21 protein-coding genes and 1 other RNA gene are annotated in these 23,468 nt (G+C 69.2%); 15 read left to right on the top strand and 7 right to left on the bottom strand.

What is annotated here, in order from left to right; all coding sequences use genetic code 11:
* Positions 1-192 precede the first annotated feature (192 nt).
* The 5 genes from MKK65_RS30695 (at position 193) to MKK65_RS30675 (ending at position 4,738) form a co-directional block, all read left to right on the top strand.
* Entirely contained in the window at positions 193-996 is an 804-nt protein-coding gene (locus tag MKK65_RS30695; RefSeq protein WP_058192678.1) for an undecaprenyl-diphosphate phosphatase, read from the top strand.
* 96 nt (positions 997-1,092) lie between these two features.
* Positions 1,093-2,973, top strand: a complete 1,881-nt coding sequence (locus MKK65_RS30690) for a methylmalonyl-CoA mutase family protein (RefSeq protein ID WP_243961966.1) — start codon at positions 1,093-1,095, stop codon at positions 2,971-2,973.
* 204 nt (positions 2,974-3,177) lie between these two features.
* Positions 3,178-3,399 (top strand): hypothetical protein, encoded by a 222-nt coding sequence (locus tag MKK65_RS30685; RefSeq protein ID WP_243961964.1) that lies wholly within the window; start codon positions 3,178-3,180, stop codon positions 3,397-3,399.
* 125 nt (positions 3,400-3,524) lie between these two features.
* The gene (locus MKK65_RS30680; protein ID WP_243962060.1) at positions 3,525-3,971 is read left to right on the top strand and encodes a hypothetical protein; all 447 of its coding nucleotides are present in this window, start codon (positions 3,525-3,527) and stop codon (positions 3,969-3,971) included.
* A 47-nt stretch (positions 3,972-4,018) separates the two neighbouring features.
* Positions 4,019-4,738 carry a glutathione S-transferase family protein gene (locus MKK65_RS30675; RefSeq protein ID WP_243961963.1) on the top strand — a complete coding sequence of 240 codons (720 nt, stop codon included), beginning with the start codon at positions 4,019-4,021 and terminating at the stop codon, positions 4,736-4,738.
* A 66-nt stretch (positions 4,739-4,804) separates the two neighbouring features.
* Here MKK65_RS30675 and MKK65_RS30670 read toward each other — a convergent pair whose 3' ends face one another.
* The gene (locus MKK65_RS30670) at positions 4,805-6,547 is read right to left on the bottom strand and encodes a bifunctional protein-serine/threonine kinase/phosphatase (protein WP_243961962.1); all 1,743 of its coding nucleotides are present in this window, start codon (positions 6,545-6,547) and stop codon (positions 4,805-4,807) included.
* A complete protein-coding gene (locus tag MKK65_RS30665; RefSeq protein ID WP_243961961.1) occupies positions 6,544-8,082 on the bottom strand; it encodes a YifB family Mg chelatase-like AAA ATPase in 1,539 nt (512 codons plus the stop codon). Before MKK65_RS30665 ends, MKK65_RS30670 begins: the two co-directional genes overlap by 4 nt.
* Before the next feature lie 157 nt (positions 8,083-8,239).
* Here MKK65_RS30665 and MKK65_RS30660 point away from each other — a divergent pair, with 157 nt between their 5' ends.
* The 4 genes from MKK65_RS30660 (at position 8,240) to MKK65_RS30645 (ending at position 10,978) form a co-directional block, all read left to right on the top strand.
* The gene (locus tag MKK65_RS30660) at positions 8,240-8,500 is read left to right on the top strand and encodes a PepSY domain-containing protein (protein ID WP_058192673.1); all 261 of its coding nucleotides are present in this window, start codon (positions 8,240-8,242) and stop codon (positions 8,498-8,500) included.
* A 41-nt stretch (positions 8,501-8,541) separates the two neighbouring features.
* An RNA gene (gene ffs, locus MKK65_RS30655) (signal recognition particle sRNA small type) lies at positions 8,542-8,640 on the top strand.
* A gap of 35 nt (positions 8,641-8,675) precedes the next feature.
* Entirely contained in the window at positions 8,676-10,574 is a 1,899-nt protein-coding gene (locus tag MKK65_RS30650) for a DNA polymerase III subunit gamma/tau (RefSeq protein WP_243961960.1), read from the top strand.
* 80 nt (positions 10,575-10,654) lie between these two features.
* A complete protein-coding gene (locus MKK65_RS30645; RefSeq protein WP_243961959.1) occupies positions 10,655-10,978 on the top strand; it encodes a YbaB/EbfC family nucleoid-associated protein in 324 nt (107 codons plus the stop codon).
* A 137-nt stretch (positions 10,979-11,115) separates the two neighbouring features.
* Here the strand turns inward: MKK65_RS30645 and MKK65_RS30640 are convergent, their stop codons facing one another.
* Positions 11,116-12,018 carry a DMT family transporter gene (locus tag MKK65_RS30640; RefSeq protein WP_243961957.1) on the bottom strand — a complete coding sequence of 301 codons (903 nt, stop codon included), beginning with the start codon at positions 12,016-12,018 and terminating at the stop codon, positions 11,116-11,118.
* A 119-nt stretch (positions 12,019-12,137) separates the two neighbouring features.
* Here MKK65_RS30640 and MKK65_RS30635 point away from each other — a divergent pair, with 119 nt between their 5' ends.
* Positions 12,138-12,623 carry a MarR family winged helix-turn-helix transcriptional regulator gene (locus MKK65_RS30635; RefSeq protein WP_243961956.1) on the top strand — a complete coding sequence of 162 codons (486 nt, stop codon included), beginning with the start codon at positions 12,138-12,140 and terminating at the stop codon, positions 12,621-12,623.
* A 42-nt stretch (positions 12,624-12,665) separates the two neighbouring features.
* Here the strand turns inward: MKK65_RS30635 and MKK65_RS30630 are convergent, their stop codons facing one another.
* Positions 12,666-14,285, bottom strand: a complete 1,620-nt coding sequence (locus MKK65_RS30630) for a phosphoenolpyruvate carboxykinase (RefSeq protein ID WP_243961955.1) — start codon at positions 14,283-14,285, stop codon at positions 12,666-12,668.
* A gap of 410 nt (positions 14,286-14,695) precedes the next feature.
* Here MKK65_RS30630 and recR point away from each other — a divergent pair, with 410 nt between their 5' ends.
* The 4 genes from recR (at position 14,696) to truA (ending at position 17,590) form a co-directional block, all read left to right on the top strand.
* Complete coding sequence (gene recR, locus MKK65_RS30625; protein ID WP_058192670.1) at positions 14,696-15,301, top strand: recombination mediator RecR; 606 nt, start codon at positions 14,696-14,698, stop codon at positions 15,299-15,301.
* Positions 15,302-15,387: 86 nt separating this feature from the next.
* Positions 15,388-15,903 carry a peptide deformylase gene (def, locus tag MKK65_RS30620; protein WP_058192756.1) on the top strand — a complete coding sequence of 172 codons (516 nt, stop codon included), beginning with the start codon at positions 15,388-15,390 and terminating at the stop codon, positions 15,901-15,903.
* Positions 15,903-16,838, top strand: coding sequence for a methionyl-tRNA formyltransferase (gene fmt, locus MKK65_RS30615; RefSeq protein WP_243962059.1), 936 nt, complete (start codon positions 15,903-15,905; stop codon positions 16,836-16,838). The genes def and fmt overlap by 1 nt, the downstream gene beginning before the upstream one ends.
* Positions 16,838-17,590, top strand: a complete 753-nt coding sequence (gene truA / locus MKK65_RS30610) for a tRNA pseudouridine(38-40) synthase TruA (RefSeq protein ID WP_243961953.1) — start codon at positions 16,838-16,840, stop codon at positions 17,588-17,590. The genes fmt and truA overlap by 1 nt, the downstream gene beginning before the upstream one ends.
* A 225-nt stretch (positions 17,591-17,815) precedes the next feature.
* On the opposite strand, the gene dapE is transcribed toward truA, so the two are convergent.
* The gene (dapE, locus tag MKK65_RS30605; RefSeq protein ID WP_243961951.1) at positions 17,816-18,985 is read right to left on the bottom strand and encodes a succinyl-diaminopimelate desuccinylase; all 1,170 of its coding nucleotides are present in this window, start codon (positions 18,983-18,985) and stop codon (positions 17,816-17,818) included.
* 256 nt (positions 18,986-19,241) lie between these two features.
* Here dapE and MKK65_RS30600 point away from each other — a divergent pair, with 256 nt between their 5' ends.
* On the top strand, positions 19,242-19,541 hold the full coding sequence (locus MKK65_RS30600) for a PilZ domain-containing protein (protein WP_243961949.1): 300 nt from the start codon (positions 19,242-19,244) through the stop codon (positions 19,539-19,541).
* A gap of 55 nt (positions 19,542-19,596) precedes the next feature.
* Here MKK65_RS30600 and MKK65_RS30595 read toward each other — a convergent pair whose 3' ends face one another.
* A complete protein-coding gene (locus tag MKK65_RS30595) occupies positions 19,597-21,939 on the bottom strand; it encodes an amylo-alpha-1,6-glucosidase (RefSeq protein WP_058192665.1) in 2,343 nt (780 codons plus the stop codon).
* Positions 21,940-22,088: 149 nt separating this feature from the next.
* The gene (locus MKK65_RS30590) at positions 22,089-23,219 is read right to left on the bottom strand and encodes a glycosyltransferase family 4 protein (protein WP_243961948.1); all 1,131 of its coding nucleotides are present in this window, start codon (positions 23,217-23,219) and stop codon (positions 22,089-22,091) included.
* Positions 23,220-23,468 lie beyond the last annotated feature (249 nt).

Genomic DNA, 23,468 nt, shown 5'->3' with positions numbered 1-23,468 from the left:
CGCGCAGGTCTTCGGCGCGCAGGACTTCAGAGCGAGCGTTATTGCTCGATCGTTGCCGAGCCCTTAACACGCGCTGCCTGTTCCGGTAACTGCCCGTCAACCCTGATGGGCGAAGCCTCCGGGCGCAATTTTCCCATGGTCCGCGGCGCGCTCACGAGGAGCGGTCGCGCGCCCGCGGCGCGAGGCTCGACAATGGATCCGGCAAGCATCGGCAAGGCGGTCCTGCTCGCCCTGGTGGAGGGCGCGACCGAGTTCATCCCGGTCTCATCCACCGGCCATCAGCTGCTGGTCGGCCACTTCATCGGGTTCCACTCGCCCAACAACACCTTCGAGGTGCTGATCCAGCTCGGAGCGATCCTGGCGATCCTGGCGGTGTATTTCCGCCGGCTGATCGGCATCGCCACAGCGCTGCCGACAAATCCGCAGGCTCGCCGCTTCGTGATCGGCATCCTGGTGGCGTTCCTGCCGGCCGCCATCATCGGCGGGCTCTTCTCGAAGGTGATCAAGGCCTACCTGTTCAACCCATGGATCGTCTGTGCGACCCTGGTGGCGGGCGGCTTGGTGCTTCTCGTCCTCGACGACACCGACCTCGAGGTGAAGAAGACCGACGTCTACGACTTCACCCTGCCAATGGACCTGAAGATCGGCATCTTCCAGTGCCTCGCCATGATCCCCGGCGTCTCGCGCTCGGGCGCCACCATCGTCGGCGCGATGCTGATGGGCGCCGACAAGCGCTCCGCCACCGAGTTCTCGTTCTACCTGGCGATGCCGACCATGGCGGGCGCCTTCGCCAAGGACCTGTTCGACAACTACAAATACTTGTCGCGCGACGATGTCGGCCTGATCGTGATCGGCTTCATCGTGTCGTTCATCTCGGCCCTGTTCGTGGTCCGCGTGCTGCTCGACTACGTGTCGCGCCACGGGTTCCGGCTGTTCGCCTGGTGGCGGATCATTGTCGGTGCCCTGGGCTTCGCCGGGCTGATCATCCTCGGATAACAATCCTCAGCCCTCGGGCGATTGCCTCCGGCCGAGCGGCATGCGACGCACGTCCCTGAAAGCGGTGCACAAGACGCCGCGCCCAGGGACGTTCCGATGGAAGACACACAGCTCGCCGACCTGTTCGAGCCCGCCGACCGGGCGCGCTGGCTCGGCCTCGTGGACAATGTCCTGAAGGGCGCCGATTTCGAGAAGCGGCTGGTCTCCCGGACGAGCGACGGCCTGCGGATCGAGCCGCTCTATCCCCGGGCCGAGCCGACCGCCCAACCCTTCCGCGAGCCGGGGCCCTGGCGGGTTTCCCAGCGGGTCGACCACCCGGAGATCGCCGCCGCCAACGCGCAGGCGATGACCGACCTCGAAGGCGGCGCCGACGCGCTTGCACTCGTGTTCGCCGGCTCAGCCGCCGCCCGGGGCTACGGCCTGACCGCCGGCAGCGTCGCGGATCTCGACGCCGTGCTGAAGGGCGTGATGCTGCCGCTGATCAGCCTGCGCCTCGATGCCGGCGCGCGCGGCCTCGAAGTCGCCGGCCTGGTGAAGGGCCTTGCGGCGCACCGGGGCGAGGACCTGTCCAGCTACGATCTCGACCTCGGCATCGATCCGGTCGGCACGCTGGCCGCCACCGGCAGCCTCGGCGCGGTCTGGAGCGAGATCGCCCCGCGGCTGGCCGCCACCGTGTCGGACCTCGTAGCGGCGGGCTTCACCGGCCGGGCTTTCGTGGCCGACGGCCGCCCCTACCACGAGGCCGGGGCCGGCGAGGCGGCGGAGCTGGCGGCCGTGCTCGCCACCGCGGTCACCTACCTGCGCGGCCTGGAAGCGGCCGGCCACGACCTCGCCACAGCCCGCGACCGGATCTCGGTGCTGCTCCCCGCCGATGCCGACGAGTTCGTGACGGTGGCGAAGTTCCGCGCCCTGCGCCGGCTCTGGGCTCGGATCGAGCAGGCCTGCGGTCTGGAGCCGAAGCCCCTGCGCCTCCACGCCGAGACCGCGTGGCGGATGATGACGCGGCGCGATCCGTTCGTGAACATCCTGCGCACCGGCATGGCCGCCGCCTCGGCCGGTATGGGCGGGGCCGATACCGTCACGGTGCTGCCCTACACTCTGGGGCTCGGCTTGCCCGACGCCTTCGCCAGGCGGGTGGCGCGCAACAGCCAGATCGTCCTGCTCGAAGAATCGCACCTCGCCCGGGTCAGCGATCCCGCAGCCGGTGCGGGCGGGTTCGAGACCCTGACCGCCCAGCTTGCCGAGGCGGCCTGGGAGGCCTTCCAGGCGATCGAGGCCGAGGGCGGCATCGTCGCCTCGCTCAGCGTCGGCAAGCTGCAGCGGCGCATCGAGGCCACCCGCGAGGCCCGGGCCAAGGCGGTGGCGACCCGCCGAGAGCCCCTGACCGGCGCGAGCGAGTTCCCGAATCTCGCCGAGAAGCCGGTCACGGTGCTTGACGTGAAACCGGTGACTGCCGGCCCCAGCTCGAATTTCGGCTCGGGCTCGGCGGTCGCCTGCGATGCGCTCCCGTCGATCCGCCTGGCGGAGCCCTTCGAGGCGCTGCGCGACGCCTCCGACGCCTACCTCGCCAAGACCGGCCGCCGACCGGCCGTGTTCCTCGCCAATCTCGGCTCCGTCTCGGCGTTCAACGCCCGGGCGACCTTCGCGGCGAACGCCTTCGCGGCCGGTGGCATCGAGGCCGTGTCGAACGATGGCTTCACGGATCCGGCCGCCCTCGTGGCGGCTTTCAAGGAGTCCGGCGCCGCGCTCGCCTGCATCTGCTCCACCGATAAGATCTATGCCGATCAGGCGGTGCCGGCCGCCGAAGCCCTGAACCAGGCGGGTGCCGGAACGATCTATCTTGCCGGCAAACCGACGGATCTTCTGGATCCGCTGCAGGCGGCTGGCGTGCACGCCTTCTTGCACGCCGGCTGCGACTTGGTGGCCCTGCTCAACGGCGCCCTTCGCGCCGCCATGCGGCCTTCCCCGAAGAATTGAGACGACCGCGAATCCGCCTGCCCCGACCGTCGCCATGATCCGACACCGTTTCGGGCGGCTGATCGGGGCAAGCTGATCCTCGGACGTTCTATCCCCGCGACGGCCCTGCCGCGGGGCGTCCCGATCCTGGGTCGGCTCGACGGCACGTGGAGCGTCGAGAACCGCACGAAGGCCTGCGCTTGCGACCCGGCCTGCCGGGACCCGGTGCGGATCGAGGACGGCCAAGCGCGGTTCGTCGGGACCGCTTTTGTCGTGCAGGGCAACGATGCCGGAAACGGCGGGGTACGCGGCACGATCGCCAGCGGCATCGCCGCCACCGCGGACGGTGCCGGCCGCCTCGGCTCGACCGGGTTCGGGACCGGCACCTGGGTCGCCTCCGGCGCCGACACATGCTGCGGCCGCTGGCGGCCCGAGCGCCGCCGCTGACCCCGTCGCGAAATGGTCCGTCTCTTGCCCGAGATCGGGCGGATGCAGTCTTCCCTCAGCCCCGATCCCGACGCAATCATGAGGGAATGCTGAACGCCGTTCGGACACCCGACGAGGCCGCCCGCATGAAGTCCACGATCCTCGCCACTTTCGCCGTCCTCACGCTGGTTTCCACGGCGCAGGCCCGTCCCCACCGCCACCCGGTCGCTCCCGCCGTGAATCAGGCGGAGGCCGAGAAGATCCTGGCCCCGTTGCGGCAGGCGGCGACGGAATGCTTCGCCGAGACCGTGCTGGCCAACCCCAAGGCGACCGCCGAGGCCCGGGCCGGCCATTGGTACGAGGCGGTGGGCATCACCGGCTTCCTGTGCCGCCCCGAGGTGGCCGCGATGATCCAGGCCCATGACCGGATCTACGGTGCCAAGACCGGCGAGCGCTACTTCAAGGGCGCCTACGTCAAGCACCTCGACCAGCAGCTCGCCGAGCATCTGCAGCCGATGCTGGCCCACAAGACGGTGGCCAGCGCCGAGCCGCCGCCCGAGAAGGCCACGGACGGCGACGCTCCGGCCAACTGAGCGGGAACCGCGCGCGGGCACGGCGTTGTCTCGGTCGAGGAGACACGATGCCCTACGAGCTGCATTACTGGCCGATGATCCAGGGGCGCGGCGAGTTCGTCCGCCTCGCCCTCGAAGAAGCCGGCGCCGACTACGTCGACGTGGCGCGCCAAGACAACGATGCCGGCGGCATCGAGCCGATGCTCGACCGCCTCGCCGATCCTCACGATCCGCGCCCGCCCTTCGCACCGCCGTTCCTGCGCGACGGCGCCGTCGTGATCGGCCAGAGTCCGGCGATCCTGCTCTATCTCGGGCCCCGCCTCGGCCTCGTCGGCGACAGGGAAGCGGACCGGATCTGGACGCACCAGCTCCAGCTCACCATCGCGGATGCGGTGGACGAGGCCCACGACACCCATCACCCCCTCGGCGTGAGCCTTTACTACGCCGACCAGAAGCCGGAGGCGCTGCGCCGGGCGCAGGGGTTTTGCGCAGCGCGCATCCCCAAATTCCTGGGCTATTTCGAGCGCGTGCTGGAGGGGAACGGGGGCGAGCATCTGGTCGGCGCAACACTGTCCTATGCCGACCTCTCCCTGTTCCAGCTCGTCGCCGGCCTGCGCTACGCCTTCCCGAAGGCCACCGCGGCGGTCCTGCGCGATACGCCCCGGGTCGCCCGTCTGCACGAGGCGGTGGCGCAGCGCCCGCGGATCGCCGCCTACCTGGGGAGCGAGCGGCGAATACCGTTCAACGAGGACGGGATCTTTCGCCGGTACCCGGAGCTCGACGGCTAGAGCATCATCCCGAACGGTGGCCGCGGGCTTTCGGAACCGATGATGCGGCGCAAGCCCGGCTCCGCCTCATCGCGGCAGGTGGGCGACCAGAACCCCTGCGAGCCCGAGGGCGATGAGCCCCAGCAGCAGCGACAGCAACCGCCAGAACAGCAGCGGATCGCGCTCCAGCAACGCGGCGCGGCGTGTCTCGGTGAAGGCCGGGTTCGGGTGCCGAAGATCGTGGATGAATTCCGAGAGGGCTTGGTAGCGCCGGGCAGGATCGGGATGCACGGCCTTCCGGAGCGCCCCGTCGACCCAGGCCGGAAGCAGCGGCCGGGTCGTCCGGGCCGAGGCGTAGCGGAGCCTGCGCTGGGCCGCACGGGTCAACGCCCGGGGCACCCGATCACCGTAGGGCAGCCGGCCGGTGAGCATCTGGTAGGCGATCACGCCCACCGCGAAGATATCCGCGCTGGCCGTGGACGGCTCGCCCAGAAAGCATTCGGGCGCGGTATACTGTACCGTCCCCAGAATCTCGGCGGCCTCGATCCGGGGATCGCCCTCCACCACCCCGGCCACCTTGGTGGCGCCGAAATCGATGACCTGGACGGTCCCGGCCCTGTCGATGAGCACGTTGTCGGGCCGCAGATCCTGATGGACCATCTCCCGGCGGTGGAAGGCCTGCACGCCCTTCGCCAGTTGCTCGATGAGGCCGCGCACCGCCTCCAGCTCGGGGGCAGCGTGGTCGCGCATCCATTGGGTCAGGGTCTGGCCTTCGACGTAGCGCATGACCGTGTAGAGGTGGCTGCGTCGGCGTGCCTGCGGATGGGCCTTGAGCACGTGCAGGCTGTCGATCCGCCGGGCGATCCATTCCTCCAGCGCGAAGCGCTTGCGCTGGGCCGGGTCGTCGCGCAGGTCGAGCGACAGGACCTTCAGCGCGACCGGGTCCCCCGTTTCCGCATCGATCGCCAGGTAGACCCGGCTGCGCGGCCCGGAATGCAGCGTGCGCAGCAGCCGGTATCCGTCGAACTCGGCCGGCGGGTCGAGCAGCGGGGCCGGGTCGAGACCCGCGACGCCGCCGAGCAGGTCGGCTGGATCGCCATCGGGCACGGCCTCGATCCGTACGATCTGGACGGTGAGGTTGTCCGCGCTGCCGGCCTCGAACGCGGCCTGCACGATCGCCTGGCCGGCCGCATCGAGATCGTCGCCGGCCGCCGCGATCATCGCCGCCACCTCCCGCGGGCGGACATGCTCGTGGACGCCATCGGTGGTCAGCACGAAGACGTCGCCGGCCTCGACGCGCACGGCATGGTAGTCGATCTCGACATGCCCGCCCGCCCCCAGGGCGCGGCCGAGATAGGATTCCGCCGCCGAGACCACGACGCGGTGATCCTCGGTGAGCTGTTCCAGCGACCGGCCGTCCACCCGCCAGATCCGCGCATCGCCGACATGGAAGAGGTGAGCGGTGCGCGCCTTCAACACCAGCGCGTCGAAGGTGGTGACGTAGCCCTTGTCCGGATCGTGCGGATCGCGCCCCTGTCGCGTCTGGGCGTAGAGCCAGGAATTCGTCGCCGCGATCACGCGCTGCGCTGAGGATTTCACCGACCACGTGTCGGGGGTGGCGTAGTAGTCGCTGAGGAAGCTCTTGACCGCGGTCTCGCTCGCCAGCGCGCCGACCGCGCTGCTGCTGATCCCGTCGGCGACCGCCACCGCGATGCCTTTCAAGCCGAGGGCCGGCTGAGACGGCACCAGGGCGCCGTGGAAATCCTGATTGGCCTCCTTCCGCCCGGCCGCGCTGGCCTGGCCGATCGTGACGGTCAGGTCCTCACTCACGCGGCCGCCGCCGACGCGTCGCCCCGGCCGCGATAGGACAACGCCTCGGCCAGATGCAGCCGGCGCACCTGCGCCTCGCCGTCGAGATCGGCGAGCGTGCGCGCAACCCGTAGGGTCCGGTGGAAGCCGCGGGCGGAGAGCCGCATGCTCTCGGCCGCCTGCCGGATCAGGGCCGTCCCCTCAGCATCCGGGCTCGCGACCTCCTCGATCAGCGTCGCCGGGCAGGTGGCGTTGGTGGTGGCGGCCGGCAGGGCGCGGGCGGCGTAGCGCGCCGTCTGGAGGGTGCGGGCTGCCGCGACCCGGGCCGCGGCCTCCCGTGAGCCCTCGGCCGGCGGCGGCAGGATCAAGTCGGCGGCGGTGACCGCCGGCACCTCGATGCGCAGGTCGATACGATCGAGCATCGGCCCGGAGATCCGGGCCTGGTACTGCGCCATGCAGCGCGCGTTCGGCCCCCGCCGGCAGGCATAGCCCGGCTCCAGCCCCTGGCCGCAGCGGCACGGGTTCATGGCCGCCACGAGCTGAAAGCGCGCCGGATAGGTCACGCGGTGGTTCGCCCGGGCGATCATGACTTCGCCGGTCTCCATCGGTTGGCGCAGGCTGTCGAGCACCTGCGGGGTGAACTCCGGCAGCTCGTCGAGGAACAGCACGCCGCCATGGGCGAGCGACACTTCCCCGGGCCTGGCCCCGAGGCCACCGCCGACCAGCGCCGCCATGGAGGCGGAATGATGCGGCTGCCGGAACGGCCGGCGGTTCGAGAGCGCCCCGTCCTTCAGCTCGCCGGCCACCGACTGGATCATCGAGATATCGAGCAATTCCCGGGGCGTGAGGGGCGGCAGGATCGAGGGCATCCGGGCCGCGAGCATCGATTTTCCGGAGCCGGGCGGCCCGTTCATCAGCAGGTTGTGACCGCCGGCCGCCGCGATCTCGAGGGCACGCTTGGCCCCCTCCTGGCCCTTGATGTCGGAGAGGTCGGGCAGCGGCCCCGCCTGACCGGCCACCGAGGGTTCCGGCCGGGCCATGACCTGGCTGCCCTTGAAGTGGTTGGCGAGCTGGATCAGCGAACGCGGGGCGAGCACGTCGAGATCGCCCCCGGCCCAGACCGCCTCGGACCCGGTCGCGGCCGGGCAGATCAACCCGAGCCCGCGGGCTCCCGCTGCGATGGCCGCCGGCAGCACGCCGTTCACCGCCGTGATGCTGCCGTCCAGCGCCAGCTCACCAAGGACGCAATAACCGCCGAGGGCATCGGCCGGGATCGCGCCGATCGCCGCCATGACGCCGAGCGCGATCGGGAGATCGTAATGCGAGCCCTCCTTGGGCAGGTCGGCCGGGGCGAGGTTGACCGTGATCCGCTTGGCCGGCAGCGCTAACCCGGAGGCGATCAACGCACCGCGCACCCGCTCGCGGGATTCGGCAACCGCCTTGTCGGGCAGGCCGACCACGTTGAACACGACGTTGCCCGGGATGATCTGGACCTGCACGTCGACGGCCCGAGCCTCGATCCCTTCGAACGCGACGGTGGCAACGCGTGTGACCATAGGTCGGTAGTCCTGAGCCTCTGAGCCGAGGCGCTGCCGTGAGCAGCCTTAGCTGTGCGGGAAATTCGAAGCGCGCTCAAGAGGATCGCGGTTTTGTCGGAACCAGGACGCCGCGTTCCTGTTCAAAGCCGGCACGCTATACACACCGGAGATTGCCATGCGCCTTGCGACGTCCCTTCTCGCCCTCACCCTGGTCACGGGCCTCACCGCCACCGCCCGCGCGGACGAAAAACTCCCGCCCGATCAGCAGGCCAAGGTCGAGGCCATGCTGCGCCAGGAGGGCTTCACCAAGTGGAAGGAGATCGAGCTCGACGACGGCATGATCGAGGTGGACGATGCGATCGACGCGAACGGCAAGCAGTTCGACCTGAAGCTCGACCCGAAGACACTGGCGGTGGTGAAGCGCGAGGCCGAGTAGCCGGCGCTTGCGTTCGGCCAAGAGCCCGGCCATATAGCCGGCGGGGGGTTGGCGAGGGACGTTTCACTCGCCAACCGGGTCAGGTCCGGAAGGAAGCAGCCCTAACGAGACCGAGCGGGTCTTCGTCCAGCCTCCCACCTCAATTCCTGGCGCTCGGAAGCCCGACCCGACACGCATGGACGCTTCGACCGGCACGCCTGACGACGAGCCGGGCCTGCCCGGGTTCGCAAGCCCCGCCAGCGCGGCGACGCCCTATCGGGTGCTCGCGCGGAAATACCGCCCGACCAATTTCGGAGACCTGATCGGCCAGGACGCCATGGTGCGGACCCTGGCCAACGGGTTCGCGGCCAACCGCATCCCGCAGGCCTGGATGCTGACCGGCGTGCGCGGGGTCGGCAAGACCACCACCGCCCGTATCCTCGCCCGCGGCCTGAACTACGCCCGCGCCGGCGTCCCCGATACCGGTCCGACCGTGTCGATGCCGGAACTCGGCCTCCATTGCGCGGCGATCATGGAATCCCGGCACATGGACGTGCTGGAGATGGATGCCGCCTCGCATACCGGCATCGACGACGTGCGCGCGATCATCGACGGGATCCGCTACGGGCCGGTCTCTGCACGCTACAAAGTCTACATCGTCGACGAGGTCCACATGCTCTCCGAGAAGGCGTTCAACGCCTTCCTGAAGACGCTCGAGGAGCCGCCGCCGCACGCCAAGTTCGTGTTCGCCACCACGGAGATCCGCAAGGTCCCGGTGACGATCCTGTCACGCTGCCAGCGCTTCGATCTGCGCCGGGTCGAGGCGCCGATCCTGCACGCGCATCTCGCCAAGGTCTGCGCGGCGGAGAAGGTCGAGGCCGAGGAGGAGGCGCTCGGCGCGATCGTGCGGGCCGCCGAAGGCTCGGTGCGCGATGCGCTCTCGCTGCTCGACCAAGCGATCGCCCACGGCGCCGGTGCGGTCACCGCCCAGAGCGTGCGCGACATGCTCGGGCTCGCCGACCGGGCGCGCATTCTCGACCTGTTCGAGGCGGTGATGCGCGGCGCCGTCCCGGCGGCCTTCGCGGAATTGCGGGCGCAGTACGATTCGGGGGCCGACCCGTCGGTGGTCCTGTCCGACCTCGCCGCGTTCACGCATCTGGTCACCCGGCTCAAGGTCGTGCCCGAGACCGCCTCCGACCCGACGCTCAGCGAGACCGAGCGGGTGCGCGGCGGCCAGTTCGCCGAGAAGCTTTCGATCCGCGCCCTGTCGCGGGCCTGGCAGATCCTGTTGAAGGCGATTCCCGAAGTCCAGGCCGCGCCGCGTCCGTTGGCGGCGGCCGAGATGGCGATCGTGCGCCTCGCCTACGCAGCCGATCTGCCCACACCCGATGAGGCTTTGCGCCTGTTGAAGGCCGAGGCCGCCGCGGCGCCGATCGAGGAGGCCCCATCCTCCTCCGGTCGCCCGCCCCTGCCGCCGATTCCGGACCTGCGCGGCGGCGGCCAGACGGCGGCCGCCGTCGCGCCCCGTCCGATGCCGGTCGCTGCTCCGATGGCGTCCGCCGCGGCGGCCCCCATGCCCGCGCCCGTGGCGATGTCGGCGCCGGCCCCAACCCCGATGGCCGTCCCGTCGGAACGGCCGGCCGCACCGCCCGCACCGCGGCTCACCCGCTTCGAGGACGTCGTGGCCCTGGCCGACGCCAACCGCGACATCCTGCTGAAGACCGCGCTGGAGCGCGACGTCCACCTGGTTCGTTTCGAGGAAGGGCGGATCGAGTTTCGCCTGGCTCAGGGCGGCCGGTCGAGCCTGGCCACCGACATTGCCTCCGCGCTTCTGCGCTGGACCGGACAGCGCTGGGTCGTCTCGGTCTCGAAGGAAGAGGGTGCGCCGACCCTCGATGCCACCGTCAAGGCCGCAACCGAGACCCGCCGCGAGAACGCCGCCGCCGATCCGTTCGTGCGCGAGGTGCTGACGCGCTTTCCCGGCGCCGAGATCGTCGACGTGCGCGAGACCGCGCCCCCGCCGACCGCCGAACCGGCGATCACGGAGGACGGCGATCCGGTGCCGGCGGACGAGGTCCCGGACGACGACTTCTGAGGCGCAGGCGCGGCCGCACATGGCGACGCGCCGACACCATCCCCATCTCCAGTGACCTTCACGCGACGAGAGAGAGCTGCATGCGCGACCTGATGGGCATCATGAAGCAGGCTCAGGCCATGCAGGAGAAGATGGGCTCCCTGCAGGCCGAGCTCGATGAGATCGAGGTGACCGGTGCGTCCGGCGGCGGCTCCGTGCGCGTCACCATGAGCGCCAAGGGCCAGACGAAGGGCGTCAGCATCGATCCGTCCCTGATGGTGGCCGACGAGCGCGAGATCCTCGAGGACCTGATCGTCGCCGCCTGCAACGACGCCCGCGGCAAGGCCGAGGCGACCATGCAGGAGCGCATGGCCGAGCTGACCAAGGGCCTGCCCCTGCCGCCCGGCATGAAACTGCCGTTCTAGGGGCAGCCCGAAACACAGGTTCGGGGCGACGGCCCCCTGAATCTATCCCCTTGTCCTTCGAGGCCCGATGGCGCGGGCACCTCAGGATGAGGGCGAGGTTCGGACAGGTGGGTCCAGCCTCGCGAGCCACGTCTTGGTCAACGCGGTCGCCGGCTGACGAGGACGATCCCGGCCAAGATGAGCGGGATCGCCAGCGCGAGGATCGGCGGGAAGCTTTCACCCAGCAGTGCCACCGCCAGCCCCTTGCCGGTGATCGCGCCGATCCAGCCGATCTGGCTGAGCCCGACCGGGCCGCTGCGCTTCTGCAAGACGAAGAACAGCGCGTAGGTGGCGGCGATGATTGCCACCTGCACCGGCAGCAGGCCGGCCGTCGAGGCCGAGGGCACTGCGAGAAGCGGGATTCCGGAGGCAACCGCATAGGCCCCGATGAGCGCCGTGGCGGTCAGAACCATGATCGGCGCCAACAGGCGCGGCGATGCGTGGTCGGGCCACGCCACCGAGCGATAGATATTGCCGGCGGCGACGCTGAGCGGCGCCGCGAGCGCGAGCCCGGTCCAGAGCCCTCCCCCATCGGCCCCCGTTAGGCGCGACACGGCAAACAGCAGCGCCCCCCCGAGCCCGAGCGTCATGCCGGCCAGCCCCTGGACCGAGAGCCGATCCATCCCGAGGGCCAGCGCGAGGCCGTAGGTCAGCAGCGGCGGGAAGGCGAGGCACAGCGCCACGAAGCCGGCCCCGACATGGGGGATCGCCGCGAACGACAGGATGTTCGGAAGGGCGAAGCTCAACAGCCCGGCCTGCAGCCCGTAGCGCAGGAGCGCCGGCGACGGTGTCAGCCGTTCGCCCGCCTCGGCTGCAAGCATTGCCAGAATCAGCCCCCCGCCGAGCGCCGACCAGAACAGAAAGGCGATCGGAGGCCAGCCCAGCCCGCTGGCGAGGCCGGCGACCACGGTCGTGAGACCCAGCAAGGCGCCGGTCGACAAGAGCAGAAGGTAGGCCGGCGGCGCGGCACGGGGCGTCGCGATCCCAGCCGGTGCATTCATCGTCCCCTCCCGATCCATGGGCGATCCCAGCCGATTGCCATCCGGAATCGGCAGACCTAAAATCTCGCCGCAAAGTATCTTTACGTCAAGATATCTGGGGCTGCGCCGTGGTGGACGGGATGGATCGTGCGGCCCAGGCCGTGGCGCAGTGGCAGCGTGAACGGCCCGATATCGACGCGTTTCCCATGGAGGTTCTGGGCCGGCTCGCCGAGCTGGCGCAGGTCGTCCTGCGCGACCGGCTCAACCCGGTCTTCGCGGAATTCGGCTTGCAGCAGGGTGAGTTCGACGTGCTGGCGACGCTGCGGCGGTCCGGTGCGCCCTACGCGCTGACGCCCACCGCCCTGTGCGAGGCCGCGATGATCTCATCGGGCGGGATGACCGCGCGGATCGACCGCCTCGAGAAGGCCGGCTTGATCGAGCGTCGGAAGCACCCGTCGGATCGGCGTGGGACACTGGTCGCGCTAACCCGTAAGGGCTCGGCGCTCATCGATGCCCTGCTTCCGCGCCATATCGAGGCCGAGCGCCAAGTCCTGGCGCCGCTCACCGAGGATGAGCAGCGCATCCTGAACAGGCTTCTCGCGAAGCTGATCGCCGGGCTCGGCTGAGCGCGGGCGGCCGCAGGATGGGCCGCCCGGTCGGTACGACGCTTACGCGGCGATCGCCTGAGCGGTCGGCCCGGCGGCGCGCACGTCGGAATCGACATGGGCCTCGAAGCGCTTGAAGTTGTCGTCGAACATCTTCACCAGCCGCGCCGCCGTCTCGACGAAGGCGCTCTTGTTGCCCCAGGTCTTGACCGGGGTGAGGATGTCCGCCTCGACGCCCGGCACCGAGACCGGCACTGCGAAGCCGAAATACGGGTCGCGGCGGAACTCGGCCTGGGCCAATGAGCCGTCCAGCGCCGCGGCCAGAAGCCGGCGGGTGACCCGGATCGGCATGCGCCGGCCGGTGCCGACGCCGCCGCCGGTCCAGCCGGTATTGACCAGCCAGCAATCGACGCTGTGCTTGGCGATCAGGTCGCGCAGCAGGTTACCGTAGGCGCTCGGGTGCCGGGGCATGAACGGCGCGCCGAAGCAGGTCGAGAAGGTCGCCTCCGGCCCGGTCAGGCCGCGCTCGGTGCCGGCGACCTTGGCGGTGTAGCCCGACAGGAAGTGGTACATCGCCTCGGCGCCGGTGAGCTTGGCGATCGGGGGCATCACCCCGAAGGCGTCACAGGTCAGCATCACGATGTTCTTCGGATGCCCGGCCCGGCCGGTGGCGCTGGCATTGGCGATGAAGTCGAGCGGGTAGGCGCAGCGGGTGTTCTCGGTGAGCGAGCCGTCGTCGAAATCCGGCACCCGGGTCACCGGGTCGATCACCACGTTCTCCATCACCGTGCCGAAGCGCTCGGTGGTGGCGTAGATCTCGGGCTCGGCGTTGCGCGAGAGGCGGATCGTCTTGGCGTAGCAGCCGCCCTCGAAGTTGAAGATGCCGGCATCCGACCAGCCATGCTCGTCGTCGCCGAGCAGCTGGCGCGAGGAATCGTTCGACAGGGTGGTCTTGCCGGTACCGGACAGGCCGAAGAAGATCGCCGAGCCGCCCTCGGCATCGAGCGCAGCGTTGGCCGAGCAATGCATCGGCATCACGTTCTGGCCGGGCAGGATGTAGTTCAGGTAGGTGAAGACCGACTTCTTCATCTCGCCCGCGTAGGCCGAGCCGCCGATCAGCACGAGCTTCTTGGAAAAGTCGATGGCGATCACGGTCTTGGACCGGCAGCCGTGCCGGGCGGGATCCGCCTGGAAGCTCGGCAGGTCGATGATCGTCAGGTCGGGCACGTAGGACGCGAGCTCGGCGCGGTCCGGCCGGATCAGCAGGTTGCGGATGAACAGCGAGTGCCAGGCGAACTCGGTGAACACCCGGGCCTTCACCCGGTGGGCCGGATCGGCACCGCCATAGAGGTCCTGGGCGAACAGCTCCTTGCCCTCGGCATGCTTGAGGAAATCCTCGTGCAGAACCGCGAACTGCTCGGGCGTGATCGCCCCGTTATTCTCCCACCAGACCTCGTTCTCGGTGGTAGCATCGCGCACCACGAACTTGTCCTTGGGCGAGCGGCCGGTATGGCTGCCGGTGGTCGCCACGAAGGCGCCGCCGCGCGCGAGCTGACCCTCCGTGCGGGCGAGCGCCTCCTCGTAGAGGCGCGGCGCCTCGAAATTCCAGTGGACGGCCTTCAGCGCACGAAAGCCGGCGGCCTCCGCATCGTGGGCCGCGTTGTGATCACCGATGTTGGTCAAGAGCGTATCTCCCGAGGCCCCTGTTCGTGCCGTCGACGCGACAAGACCGGACGCCTCCGGCATCCGGGATTGCACCGGGGGACGTCCGTGCAGTCGGACAGGACCGCCGCACGCTGGATCACCGTTCCCCGGTCGCTCGCCCCCATACTGGATAGGCGGCCAAGCGTTGCTGTCTTACGGGGTGTGCCCGGGCGTCTGCAACGTGGTCCAGCGGGCTTGACCACTGTGCTGACCTCAAGAGGCTGCAGCTGTAACCAGATGGAACTGGGTATTCATAATTCCGGCTTCGGCAAAGTCGGCTGGAAATACCCATCTCGGAGGTGGGCGGAGATGCGCCCTTGCGCAGCGCCCCCCGGCCGCTATGCCCTGCCGGACGTTTCGCAGATCCTCGCCCCCGCCCAAGAGGCACGATGCCCCAAGCCGTCGCCGGCCCCGAAATCGAGCGCCTGATTCAGCTCCTCTCCCGGATGCCGGGCCTCGGACCGCGTTCGGCGCGGCGGGCCGCGCTCCAGCTGATCAAGAAGCGCGAGACGCTGCTGGCCCCCCTGGCCGATGCCATGCGGGTGGCGGCCGAGCGCATCGTGGTCTGCACCAGTTGCGGCAACGTCGATACGTCCGAGCCGTGCACGATCTGCCGCGATCCCGAGCGCGATCCCTCGACCCTCGTTGTGGTGGAGGACGTGTCGGACCTCTGGGCCCTGGAGCGCTCCGGCGCGGTCAAGTCGCGCTACCATGTGCTCGGCGGCGTTCTCTCGGCGCTGGACGGGGTGCGGCCCGAGCACCTCAATCTCGCGAGCCTGGTCGAGCGCGCGGCCGATCCGGCGGTGAAGGAGATCATCCTGGCGCTGAACGCCACCGTCGACGGCCAGACCACCGCCCATTACGTTACCGAGTCGATCCGCCACCTCGACCGCAAGGTGACGCGCCTCGCGCACGGCGTCCCGGTCGGCGGCGAGCTCGACTACCTCGACGAGGGGACGCTCACCGCGGCGATCCGCAGCCGCACGGCCTTCTGAGGTATTTGACCGGCCCCGACCCACGCCATATTGCCTCGGAATCCTCGGAGTCCGCGTCTGTGGCGCTCCCCTCGCCGGTTTCCGCCATGACCATTCGTCCGCTCGTCATCCTCCCCGACGCCGTCCTGCGCCGCGTCTCCGATCCGGTCGGGCCGATCACGCCCGAGATCCGTACCCTTGTGGCCGACATGTTCGAGACGATGTACGACGCCCCGGGCGTCGGGCTCGCGGCGATCCAGGTCGGCGTCGCCAAGCGGGTCGTGACCATCGACACCTCGAAGGAAGAGGGCGTGCGGGAGCCGCGGGTCTTCATTGACCCGGAGGTCGTCTGGACCTCGGACGAGAAGCGGGTCTACGACGAGGGCTGCCTGTCGATCCCGGAATATTACGCCGAGGTCGAGCGGCCGGACCGGGTCCGCGTGAAGTTCCGCGATCTCGAGGGCACCGAGCAGGAGATCGAGGCCGACGGCCTGCTGGCGACCTGCATCCAGCACGAGATCGACCACCTTAACGGCGTGCTGTTCATCGACCACATCTCGAAGTTGAAGCGCGACCGGGTAATCAAGCGCTTCACCAAGGCTGCCAAGCGCGACGCGGCCTGATCCCGATGCGCGTCGTCTTCATGGGCACGCCGGATTTCGCGGTGCCGACGCTGGCGCGGCTCGCGCAGGACGGCCACACCATCGTGGCCGTGTATACCCGCGCCCCCGCCAAGGCCGGCCGCGGCATGAGCCTGCGGCCCTCTCCGGTCCACATTCTGGCCGACACGCTCGGGATCCCCGTCCTGACGCCGGCCACCTTGCGGTCGCCCGAGGCGGCCGAGACCTTCGCGGCGCATCGGGCCGATATCGGCGTCGTCGTGGCCTACGGGATGCTGCTGCCGCAGGCGATCCTCGACGCGCCGAAGCACGGCTGCCTCAATCTGCACGGGTCGCTGCTGCCGCGCTGGCGCGGCGCCGCGCCGATCCAGCGCGCGGTGATGGCGGGCGATGCCGAGAGCGGCGTCGGAATCATGCGCATGGAGGCGGGCCTCGATACCGGCCCCGTCGCCCTGGAAGGGCGCGTCCCGATCGCTTCGGGCATGACCGCAGGCGCGCTCCACGATGCTTTGATGCCCGTCGGCGCCGAGCTGATGTCCCAGGCTCTCGAACGCCTGGACCGCGGCGACCTGACCTTCACGTCGCAAGCACAGGAGGGTGTCGTCTACGCGCACAAGATCGACAACGCGGAGGCGCGGATCGACTGGTCGCTCCCGGCGGCGCAGGTCGCGAACCGGATCAACGGCCTGTCGCCGTTCCCGGGAGCGTTCTTCGAGGTGGATCTCGGCAAGGGGCCGGAGCGGGTGAAGGTGCTGCGCGCCTCGGCCAGCGACGTCGCGGGTACGCCGGGAACCCTCCTCGATGCGGAGGGCCTCGTCGCCTGCGGCGCGGGGGCGGTCCGCCTGTTGGAACTGCGCCGCGCCGGCAAGGGCGGCAGCGCCAGCGGTGCCGAGTTCGTGCGCGGCGCGCGCATCGCGCCCGGCGCAAGCCTCGGCTGATGCCACGCTATAAGCTCGTCATCGAGTATGATGGAGGCCCATTCTCCGGATGGCAGCGTCAGGCCGATCAACCCACGGTGCAGGGGGCGATCGAAGCGGCGGTGACGCGCTTCTCCGGCGAGGATGCCCGGCTGACCTGCGCGGGCCGGACCGATACCGGCGTCCACGCCATCCATCAGGTCGCCCATCTCGACCTCACGAAGGACTGGCGGACCGATACGGTGCGAGACGCCATCAACGCACATCTGCGGCCGCATCCCGTGGCACTACTCTCCGCCGAGATCGTCCCGACGAGCTTCAACGCCCGACACTCGGCGATCCGCCGGCACTACCGCTACCGCATCCTGAACCGCCGCAGCCCGGCCGCGCTGACCCGCGCGCATGTCTGGCAGGTGCACTGGCCGCTCGATCCAGAGGCGATGCATCGCGCCGCCCAGCGCCTGGTCGGCCTGCACGACTTCTCCGCGTTCCGGGCCGCCGAGTGCCAGGCGAACAGCCCCGTGCGGACGCTGGAACGGCTGGACGTGGCGCGCGCCACGATGGCGCTGCACGAGGAGATCGTGGTGACGACCTGCGCGCGTTCCTTCCTGCATCACCAGGTGCGGGCCATGGTCGGTACGCTGATGCTCGCCGGCTGCGGCCGCCTCTCGGCCGACGACGTCGCCGATATTTTGGAGTCCCGCGAGAAGCGCCGGTGCGGGCCGCTGGCGCCGGCGGCTGGGCTGACCTTCGTGGGGGTGGATTACGCCTGAGATCGTTCTGACGGCCTGATCTCAGGCGGAAGACGGTCCAAGCAACGCGGATCCCGATCTGACCCCTCATCCTGAGGGACTTGGCAGAGCAGACGCCGCGAAGCAGCCCTCCAGGGCTCGCTGAGCCGTCCCGGCAGCTCCTGCGCGGCCCGCTGGCGCGGGCATTTCAAGATAAGGGCGCGGGGTTAGACGGATTGGTCGATAGGCTCGGCGCGCCGAGCGCCTTCAATCCGAGGCCGAAAAATACGCGTCCAGCACCCGCTCGTAGATCGCGGTCAAGCGGTCGAGATCCGCCACGGCCACGCATTCATCGACCTGGTGCATGGTCTCGCCCACCAAGCCGAACTCGATCACCGGACAGGCATCCTTGATGAACCGGGCATCCGAGGTGCCGCCGGTGGTGGACAAAGTCGGCGTCAGCCCGGTCTCGGCCTCGATCGCCCGGGAGACGAGATCCACGAAGGCGTCCGGCTGGGTCAGGAAGGCCGGGGCGTTCGACGGCTGCAGGTCGAGGGTGAAGCGCACGGCGTTGCCGGCTGCACGCTCCAGCCGCTCTTGGAGTTCGGCCCCGAGGCTGGCAGCGGTCCAATCATCGTTGAAGCGGACATTGAACGTCGCCCGGGCAGTGGCCGGGATCACGTTGGTGGCGGGATTGCCGACATCGATCGTCGTGAATTCGAGGTTCGAGGCGTCGAAATGCGCGGTGCCGCCGTCGAGCGGCTCGGCCACCAGCGCCGAGGCGAGCCGCAGCAGCCCGGGGATCGGGTTTTCGGCCTTGTGTGGATAGGCGACGTGACCCTGGCGCCCCAGCACCGTGAGCTTGCCGGTGAGCGAGCCGCGGCGGCCGATCTTGATCATCTCGCCGAGCCGCCCCGGATTGGTCGGTTCGCCCAGCAGGCAATGATCGAAGCGTTCACCCCGGGCGCGGGCCCAGTCGAGCAACTTGACGGTGCCGTTGACCGCCGGCCCCTCCTCATCGCCGGTGATCAGGAAGGCGATGGAGCCCGGAAACGCGTCGCCCCGGCGTTGGACGAAGGCCAAGGTCGCCGCCAGCATGCAGGCGATGCCGCCCTTCATGTCGGCGGCGCCGCGCCCGTAGAGCAGGCCATTCGCGACCGCCGCCTCGAACGGCCCATGGCGCCAGACGCCATCGCCTTCGGGCACCACGTCGGTATGGCCGGCGAAGACCAGGCAGGGCCCGCGCGCGCCGAGCCGGGCGTAGAGGTTCGGCGTATCGGGATAGCCGGGCTCGGAGAAGATTGGCTGCTCGATCGCGAAACCCACCTCGGCCAGCGCCTGCGCCACCACGTCGAGGGCGCCGCGATCCTCCGGCGTGACCGAGGGGCAGCGGATCAGCTCTTGGGCGAGCGACAGGGCGGAATGGTCGGCCGGCATGCACGGGTCCCAGGACGGAGAATCTTGCGTTGCCCCTTACACCAAGTCGGCGGGATCCGAGGATGGTGCGCCATTCCTCCACTGCGCTCGACCGTCCCCCCTGCAGCCGGGTCGGCATACCGAGCTCCCGGCGCCACACGCTCACCGCTCGCACGAATGCGTGAAGACCGATGTGCAAGGCGGCGCAGTCAGACTTTGTCAGTCGTTTCCGCCGCATCATGCGCGCAATCAAGTAGAGCGCATTGGGATGGCGCGGATGAAGGGCAACGAGTCCGGCTTCCCAGTCGATGCGGCAGCCAACAGGCGCGACGGCAATCGGCGGGAGGTCCTAATTCCGGCGACGATCCGGTGCCCCGACGGCGAATCCATCAGCTGCATCCTGCGGGATATGTCACCGGGCGGCGCCAAGCTGTCGGTTTCCCGTCGGCATCGTCTGCCGCCGACCTTCACGCTCTCGGTGACGGGCCACGAAACGCGCTATCCCGTCCGCCGCGTCTGGCAGCGCGCCGACGCCGCCGGTGTCGTCCTCGACCTGCCCGAAGTCACCGGGTCCTGACAGCAGGACGTTCGCCGCCGCAGCCTGATCGTAAGGCTGCGGCGGGGTCGTGGGCCTATTTCGTCACGACGACCTGCACGTCGCCGTGGCGGCGGATCACCGACACCGTGACGTCGTCGTCGTAGCGCTGGAAGCGGATGTCGAGTCGCGAGGATCCCAGCTTGACGTTGTAGAGCGTCACGCCGTCGAGGAAGCCCGGCAGGATCGGGTTCTTGAGCCGGACGCTGTTGCGGTCGTGGTCGAGTTCGAGGCCGAGACAGGCGGCCAGGAACGCGAACGGTGCCGCCGCCGCCCAGGCCTGCGGGCTGCAGGCCACCGGATAGGCCACGGGACCGCGCTGCTTGCGGCGCATGAAGCCGCAGAACAGCTCGGGCAGGCGCTTCTGGTCCTGGTAGAGCGAGGTGTCGAACATCCCCTGGAAGATGCGCGCGGCCTCGTGCTTCCGGTCGTAGCGGGCGAGACCCATCGCGACGAGGGCGTTGTCGTGCGGCCAGATCGAGCCGTTGTGGTAGGACATCGGGTTGTAGCGCGCCTCGCCCTTGGCGATGGTGCGCACGCCCCAGCCGTTGAAGCCGTCCTTGCCCAGCAGGGTCTCGGCGACCCGGGCCGCCCGCTCGGGCTTGGCGATGCCGGTGAACAGGGCGTGCCCGGCATTCGAGGAGCGCACCGCGCATTGCTTCTTGGCGCCGTCCAGCGCCAGCGCGTAGGTGCCGATCTCCTCGTTCCAGAAGGCCGCATCGAAGCGCTCGCGCAGGGCGGTGGCCTCCTGCGAGAGCCGCTCGGCCATCGGGTCGTGCCCGAGCAGGGCCGCGAGCTTGGCCATGCCTTTCTTGGCGGCATAGACGTAGCCCTGGACCTCACAGAGCGCGATCGGGCCCTTGGCGAGCTGGCCGTCGGCGTGGAAGATCGAATCGTGGCTGTCCTTCCAGCCCTGGTTCTCCAGGCCCTTGTCGGTGTCGCGGGCGTATTCGACGAAGCCGTCGCCGTCCCGGTCGCCGTAGCGGTCCATCCATTCCAGTGCGAGCTCGAGGGACGGCCAGATCGCCCGGATCGTCTCCAGGTCGCCCGTGACGGCGTAGTATTCCCAGGCCAGCATCACGAAGAGCGGCGTGCCGTCGATGGTGCCGTAATAGTGGCGGAACGGCACCTCGCCGAGCATGGCCATCTCGCCCCGGCGGGTCTCGTGCAGCACCTTGCCGGGCTGGGCATCCGCCGCGGGATCGACCGCCTTGGCCTGGGTCGCCGCGAGATAGCGCAGGACGCCGCGACCGAATTTCGGGTCGATCCACAGCGCCATCAGGGCGGTGATGATGCCGTCCCGGCCGAAGACCGTGGAGTACCAGGGTATGCCGGCGAACGGGTAGATCCCCTCGGGCGTCCGGCTTGCCAGCATGTAGAGGTCGGCGGTGGCCCGGCAGAGGCCCTCGTTGAACTGGTCGTTCGACGAGATGATCGTGGTGATGCCGGCGGTCATCTCGCGCAGGTCGCGGCGCGAATCGCGGTAGGCACGGGCGAAGATCGTACCCTCGGCGAGATCCTTCGCCTCTCGCCGGGCGCCGCCGACATTGGCGGCCAGGGTCAGCTTCGCGGCGGCATCCTCCCCCACCATCTCGCCGCTCGGCGGTTTCGTGAAGGCCCGGTGCGCTTCGAAGGACACGCGAATGAACAGCGACGCGCGGCCTTCGGGCGGCAGGGATACGTCGAAGACGACGCGGCCGGGCTCGATCTGATCCGGCTTCGGGCCGAAGTGAAGCGAGGTCGTGCGCACGATCTCGTCGAGGCCGACGTAGCGGAACTGCACCTCCCGGTCGCTCGCCACCAGGACGCCGCGCTTGCCGCGCTCCTTGCGGTCGGTGCCGCGCACCTCGAACAGGTCGCGGTAATCTGCGTCGAAGGTCACGGCGATGCGCAGGCGGCGGTGCTTCGAATCGAAGGAGCGCAGGCCGATCCGGTCGTAGCAGGCGCCCCGGAACAGGAACTTGGTGCGCTCGATCGCGATCGTCTCACGCGGGATCGAGGTCTCATCATGGGCCTCGAGGCGGATGTCGGGCGTCGTCATGTCGACGCTGAGCGCGCCGTTGTCATCCTGCATCACGGAGGACAGCATCAGCGGGCGCTGGCCTTCGACAGTCAGTTCGAGCCGGGAGAGATAGCGGGTATCCTGGAAATACAGGCCCTCCGGCCCAGGCTGGACGCCGATATCACCGTAGGAATCCAAAACCCCGAAGGCCTCACCGAACTTCAGCGCGCGCAGGGGCCGCTCGACCAAGGAGGTATGGGCCTCGATGTGGTAGGTCGGCAGCACATCGTCAGCGTCCTGAAAGCCGGGCGCCACCGTGACGTTGCTGGCCTGTGTCCGCGCGGTCGCGTCGTGTGCCGCCGTATTCTCCGCCGCCATGCAGAACGTCTCCGAGTGCGTGTGTGGGGTACGAATCGAGAGGGCCGCCGCATCGGCTCGGATGCGGCGGCCCCTGGTGACCATTCAGATGAGGCGCCTTTACGACGCTAGGCCGGGCCGGCGATCGCTCGCAAGCCCGAGGCCAGAGATTAAGCCGGCATCGCCGCGACCGAGATCGACGGCCGCGCGGAGCCATTGACGTCGCCGTATTGCGGCGTGAAGCCGGATTTCGGCAGCTGGATCACGTCGGCGCCGCGAGCGAGCAACGCTTCGTAGGCGGCGACGTATTTCTTGACCATGCACTCGGCGGTGAACTGGCTCTCGAAGTGCTTGCGCACCCCCTCGCGGCTCATGACCTTGACCTTGGCCACCGCCTCGACGGCGTCGTCCATGGTCTCGCAGAGCACGCCGCTCACACCGTCCTTGATCACTTCCGGCACGGAGCCGTTGCGGAACGCGATCACCGGGGTTCCGGCCGACATCGCCTCGATCATGACCAGGCCGAAGGGCTCCGGCCAGTCGATCGGGAAGGCGAGCGCCAGGGCATTGCCCAGGAAGGCCTTCTTCTGCTCCTCGTTGATCTCGCCGATGTATTCGACCAGCGGGTGGTGCGTCATCGGTTCGATGACTTCGTCCCAGTAATCCTGGTCCGCCTTGTCGACCTTAGCGGCGATCTTCAGCGGGGTGCCCGAACGGATCGCCATTTCGATGGCCCGGTCGGGACGCTTCTCGGGCGAAATACGACCGAGGAACGCCAGGTAACCGCCCTTGGCCTCGGGGCTGTAAGGGCAATTCTGGGACGGCAGACCGTGATGGATCGTCGACAGCCAGTTGACGTTCGGCGGCATCGGCTCGCGCTGGTTATCGGAGATCGACACCAGCGGCATGCCGGTGAAGGTCCGGTAGACCGGCATGAAGTCCGGCACATCGAGCCGACCATGCATCGTGGTGATGCACTTGTGATTCAGATCCTCGAACATGGGATACTGAAGCAGGTCGATGTGGAAGTGCAGAATGTCGAATTCGTGTGCCCGGCGATGCACCTGATGCAGCATGGCCAAGTGGCTGGCCGTGTGATCGCGGTAGCCCAGCAGCCGCAGCCCCTCCGGCGTGCAAGCCGCCAGCTTCGCCGACGTCTCCGAGTCGCCGCTGGCGAACAGCGTGACATCGTGGCCCTGGCGAACCAGTTCCTCTGTGATCCAGCTGACGACGCGCTCGGTGCCGCCGTAGAACTTCGGAGGAACGGCCTCCGACAACGGAGCGATCTGGGCAATGCGCACGAAGTGTCTCCTGGTTGGCCGAATTTGACGGGGGGTCTAACCCTGCCGGCCTGAGCGGGACATGAATGAAACCGACGGCCAAGGTTATGGTTCCTGCGCCCGCAGGTTGTCTCGACAAGTTTTGTGCAGCGCGGAAGCTGTCCCCGCATTCCCCGATGCGCGCCTGCCCCCGGCCGTGGCCGCACCTTGGCGGTGCGGTGCCTTGCTGCGACGGAAGCCGTTGCCGTGGCTGCGCGTTTCTGTCATAAG

This window comes from Methylobacterium sp. J-001 (genome assembly GCF_022829565.1).
Taxonomy (GTDB): domain Bacteria; phylum Pseudomonadota; class Alphaproteobacteria; order Rhizobiales; family Beijerinckiaceae; genus Methylobacterium.
The sequence above is the reverse complement of the archived record's forward strand: the minus strand, read 5'-3'. Positions and strand labels throughout refer to the sequence as shown.

Coding starts and splice junctions, on each gene's coding strand:
- MKK65_RS30680 (WP_243962060.1), top strand. CDS start 3,525: ATGAAGTCCACGATCCTCGCCACTTTCGCCGTCCTCACGCTGGTTTCC.
- MKK65_RS30695 (WP_058192678.1), top strand. CDS start 193: ATGGATCCGGCAAGCATCGGCAAGGCGGTCCTGCTCGCCCTGGTGGAG.
- MKK65_RS30690 (WP_243961966.1), top strand. CDS start 1,093: ATGGAAGACACACAGCTCGCCGACCTGTTCGAGCCCGCCGACCGGGCG.
- def (WP_058192756.1), top strand. CDS start 15,388: ATGACCATTCGTCCGCTCGTCATCCTCCCCGACGCCGTCCTGCGCCGC.
- MKK65_RS30635 (WP_243961956.1), top strand. CDS start 12,138: ATGGATCGTGCGGCCCAGGCCGTGGCGCAGTGGCAGCGTGAACGGCCC.
- MKK65_RS30595 (WP_058192665.1), bottom strand. CDS start 21,939: ATGGCGGCGGAGAATACGGCGGCACACGACGCGACCGCGCGGACACAG.
- MKK65_RS30675 (WP_243961963.1), top strand. CDS start 4,019: ATGCCCTACGAGCTGCATTACTGGCCGATGATCCAGGGGCGCGGCGAG.
- MKK65_RS30645 (WP_243961959.1), top strand. CDS start 10,655: ATGCGCGACCTGATGGGCATCATGAAGCAGGCTCAGGCCATGCAGGAG.
- MKK65_RS30640 (WP_243961957.1), bottom strand. CDS start 12,018: ATGAATGCACCGGCTGGGATCGCGACGCCCCGTGCCGCGCCGCCGGCC.
- MKK65_RS30650 (WP_243961960.1), top strand. CDS start 8,676: ATGGACGCTTCGACCGGCACGCCTGACGACGAGCCGGGCCTGCCCGGG.
- MKK65_RS30660 (WP_058192673.1), top strand. CDS start 8,240: ATGCGCCTTGCGACGTCCCTTCTCGCCCTCACCCTGGTCACGGGCCTC.
- MKK65_RS30600 (WP_243961949.1), top strand. CDS start 19,242: ATGAAGGGCAACGAGTCCGGCTTCCCAGTCGATGCGGCAGCCAACAGG.
- dapE (WP_243961951.1), bottom strand. CDS start 18,985: ATGCCGGCCGACCATTCCGCCCTGTCGCTCGCCCAAGAGCTGATCCGC.
- MKK65_RS30665 (WP_243961961.1), bottom strand. CDS start 8,082: ATGGTCACACGCGTTGCCACCGTCGCGTTCGAAGGGATCGAGGCTCGG.
- truA (WP_243961953.1), top strand. CDS start 16,838: ATGCCACGCTATAAGCTCGTCATCGAGTATGATGGAGGCCCATTCTCC.
- recR (WP_058192670.1), top strand. CDS start 14,696: ATGCCCCAAGCCGTCGCCGGCCCCGAAATCGAGCGCCTGATTCAGCTC.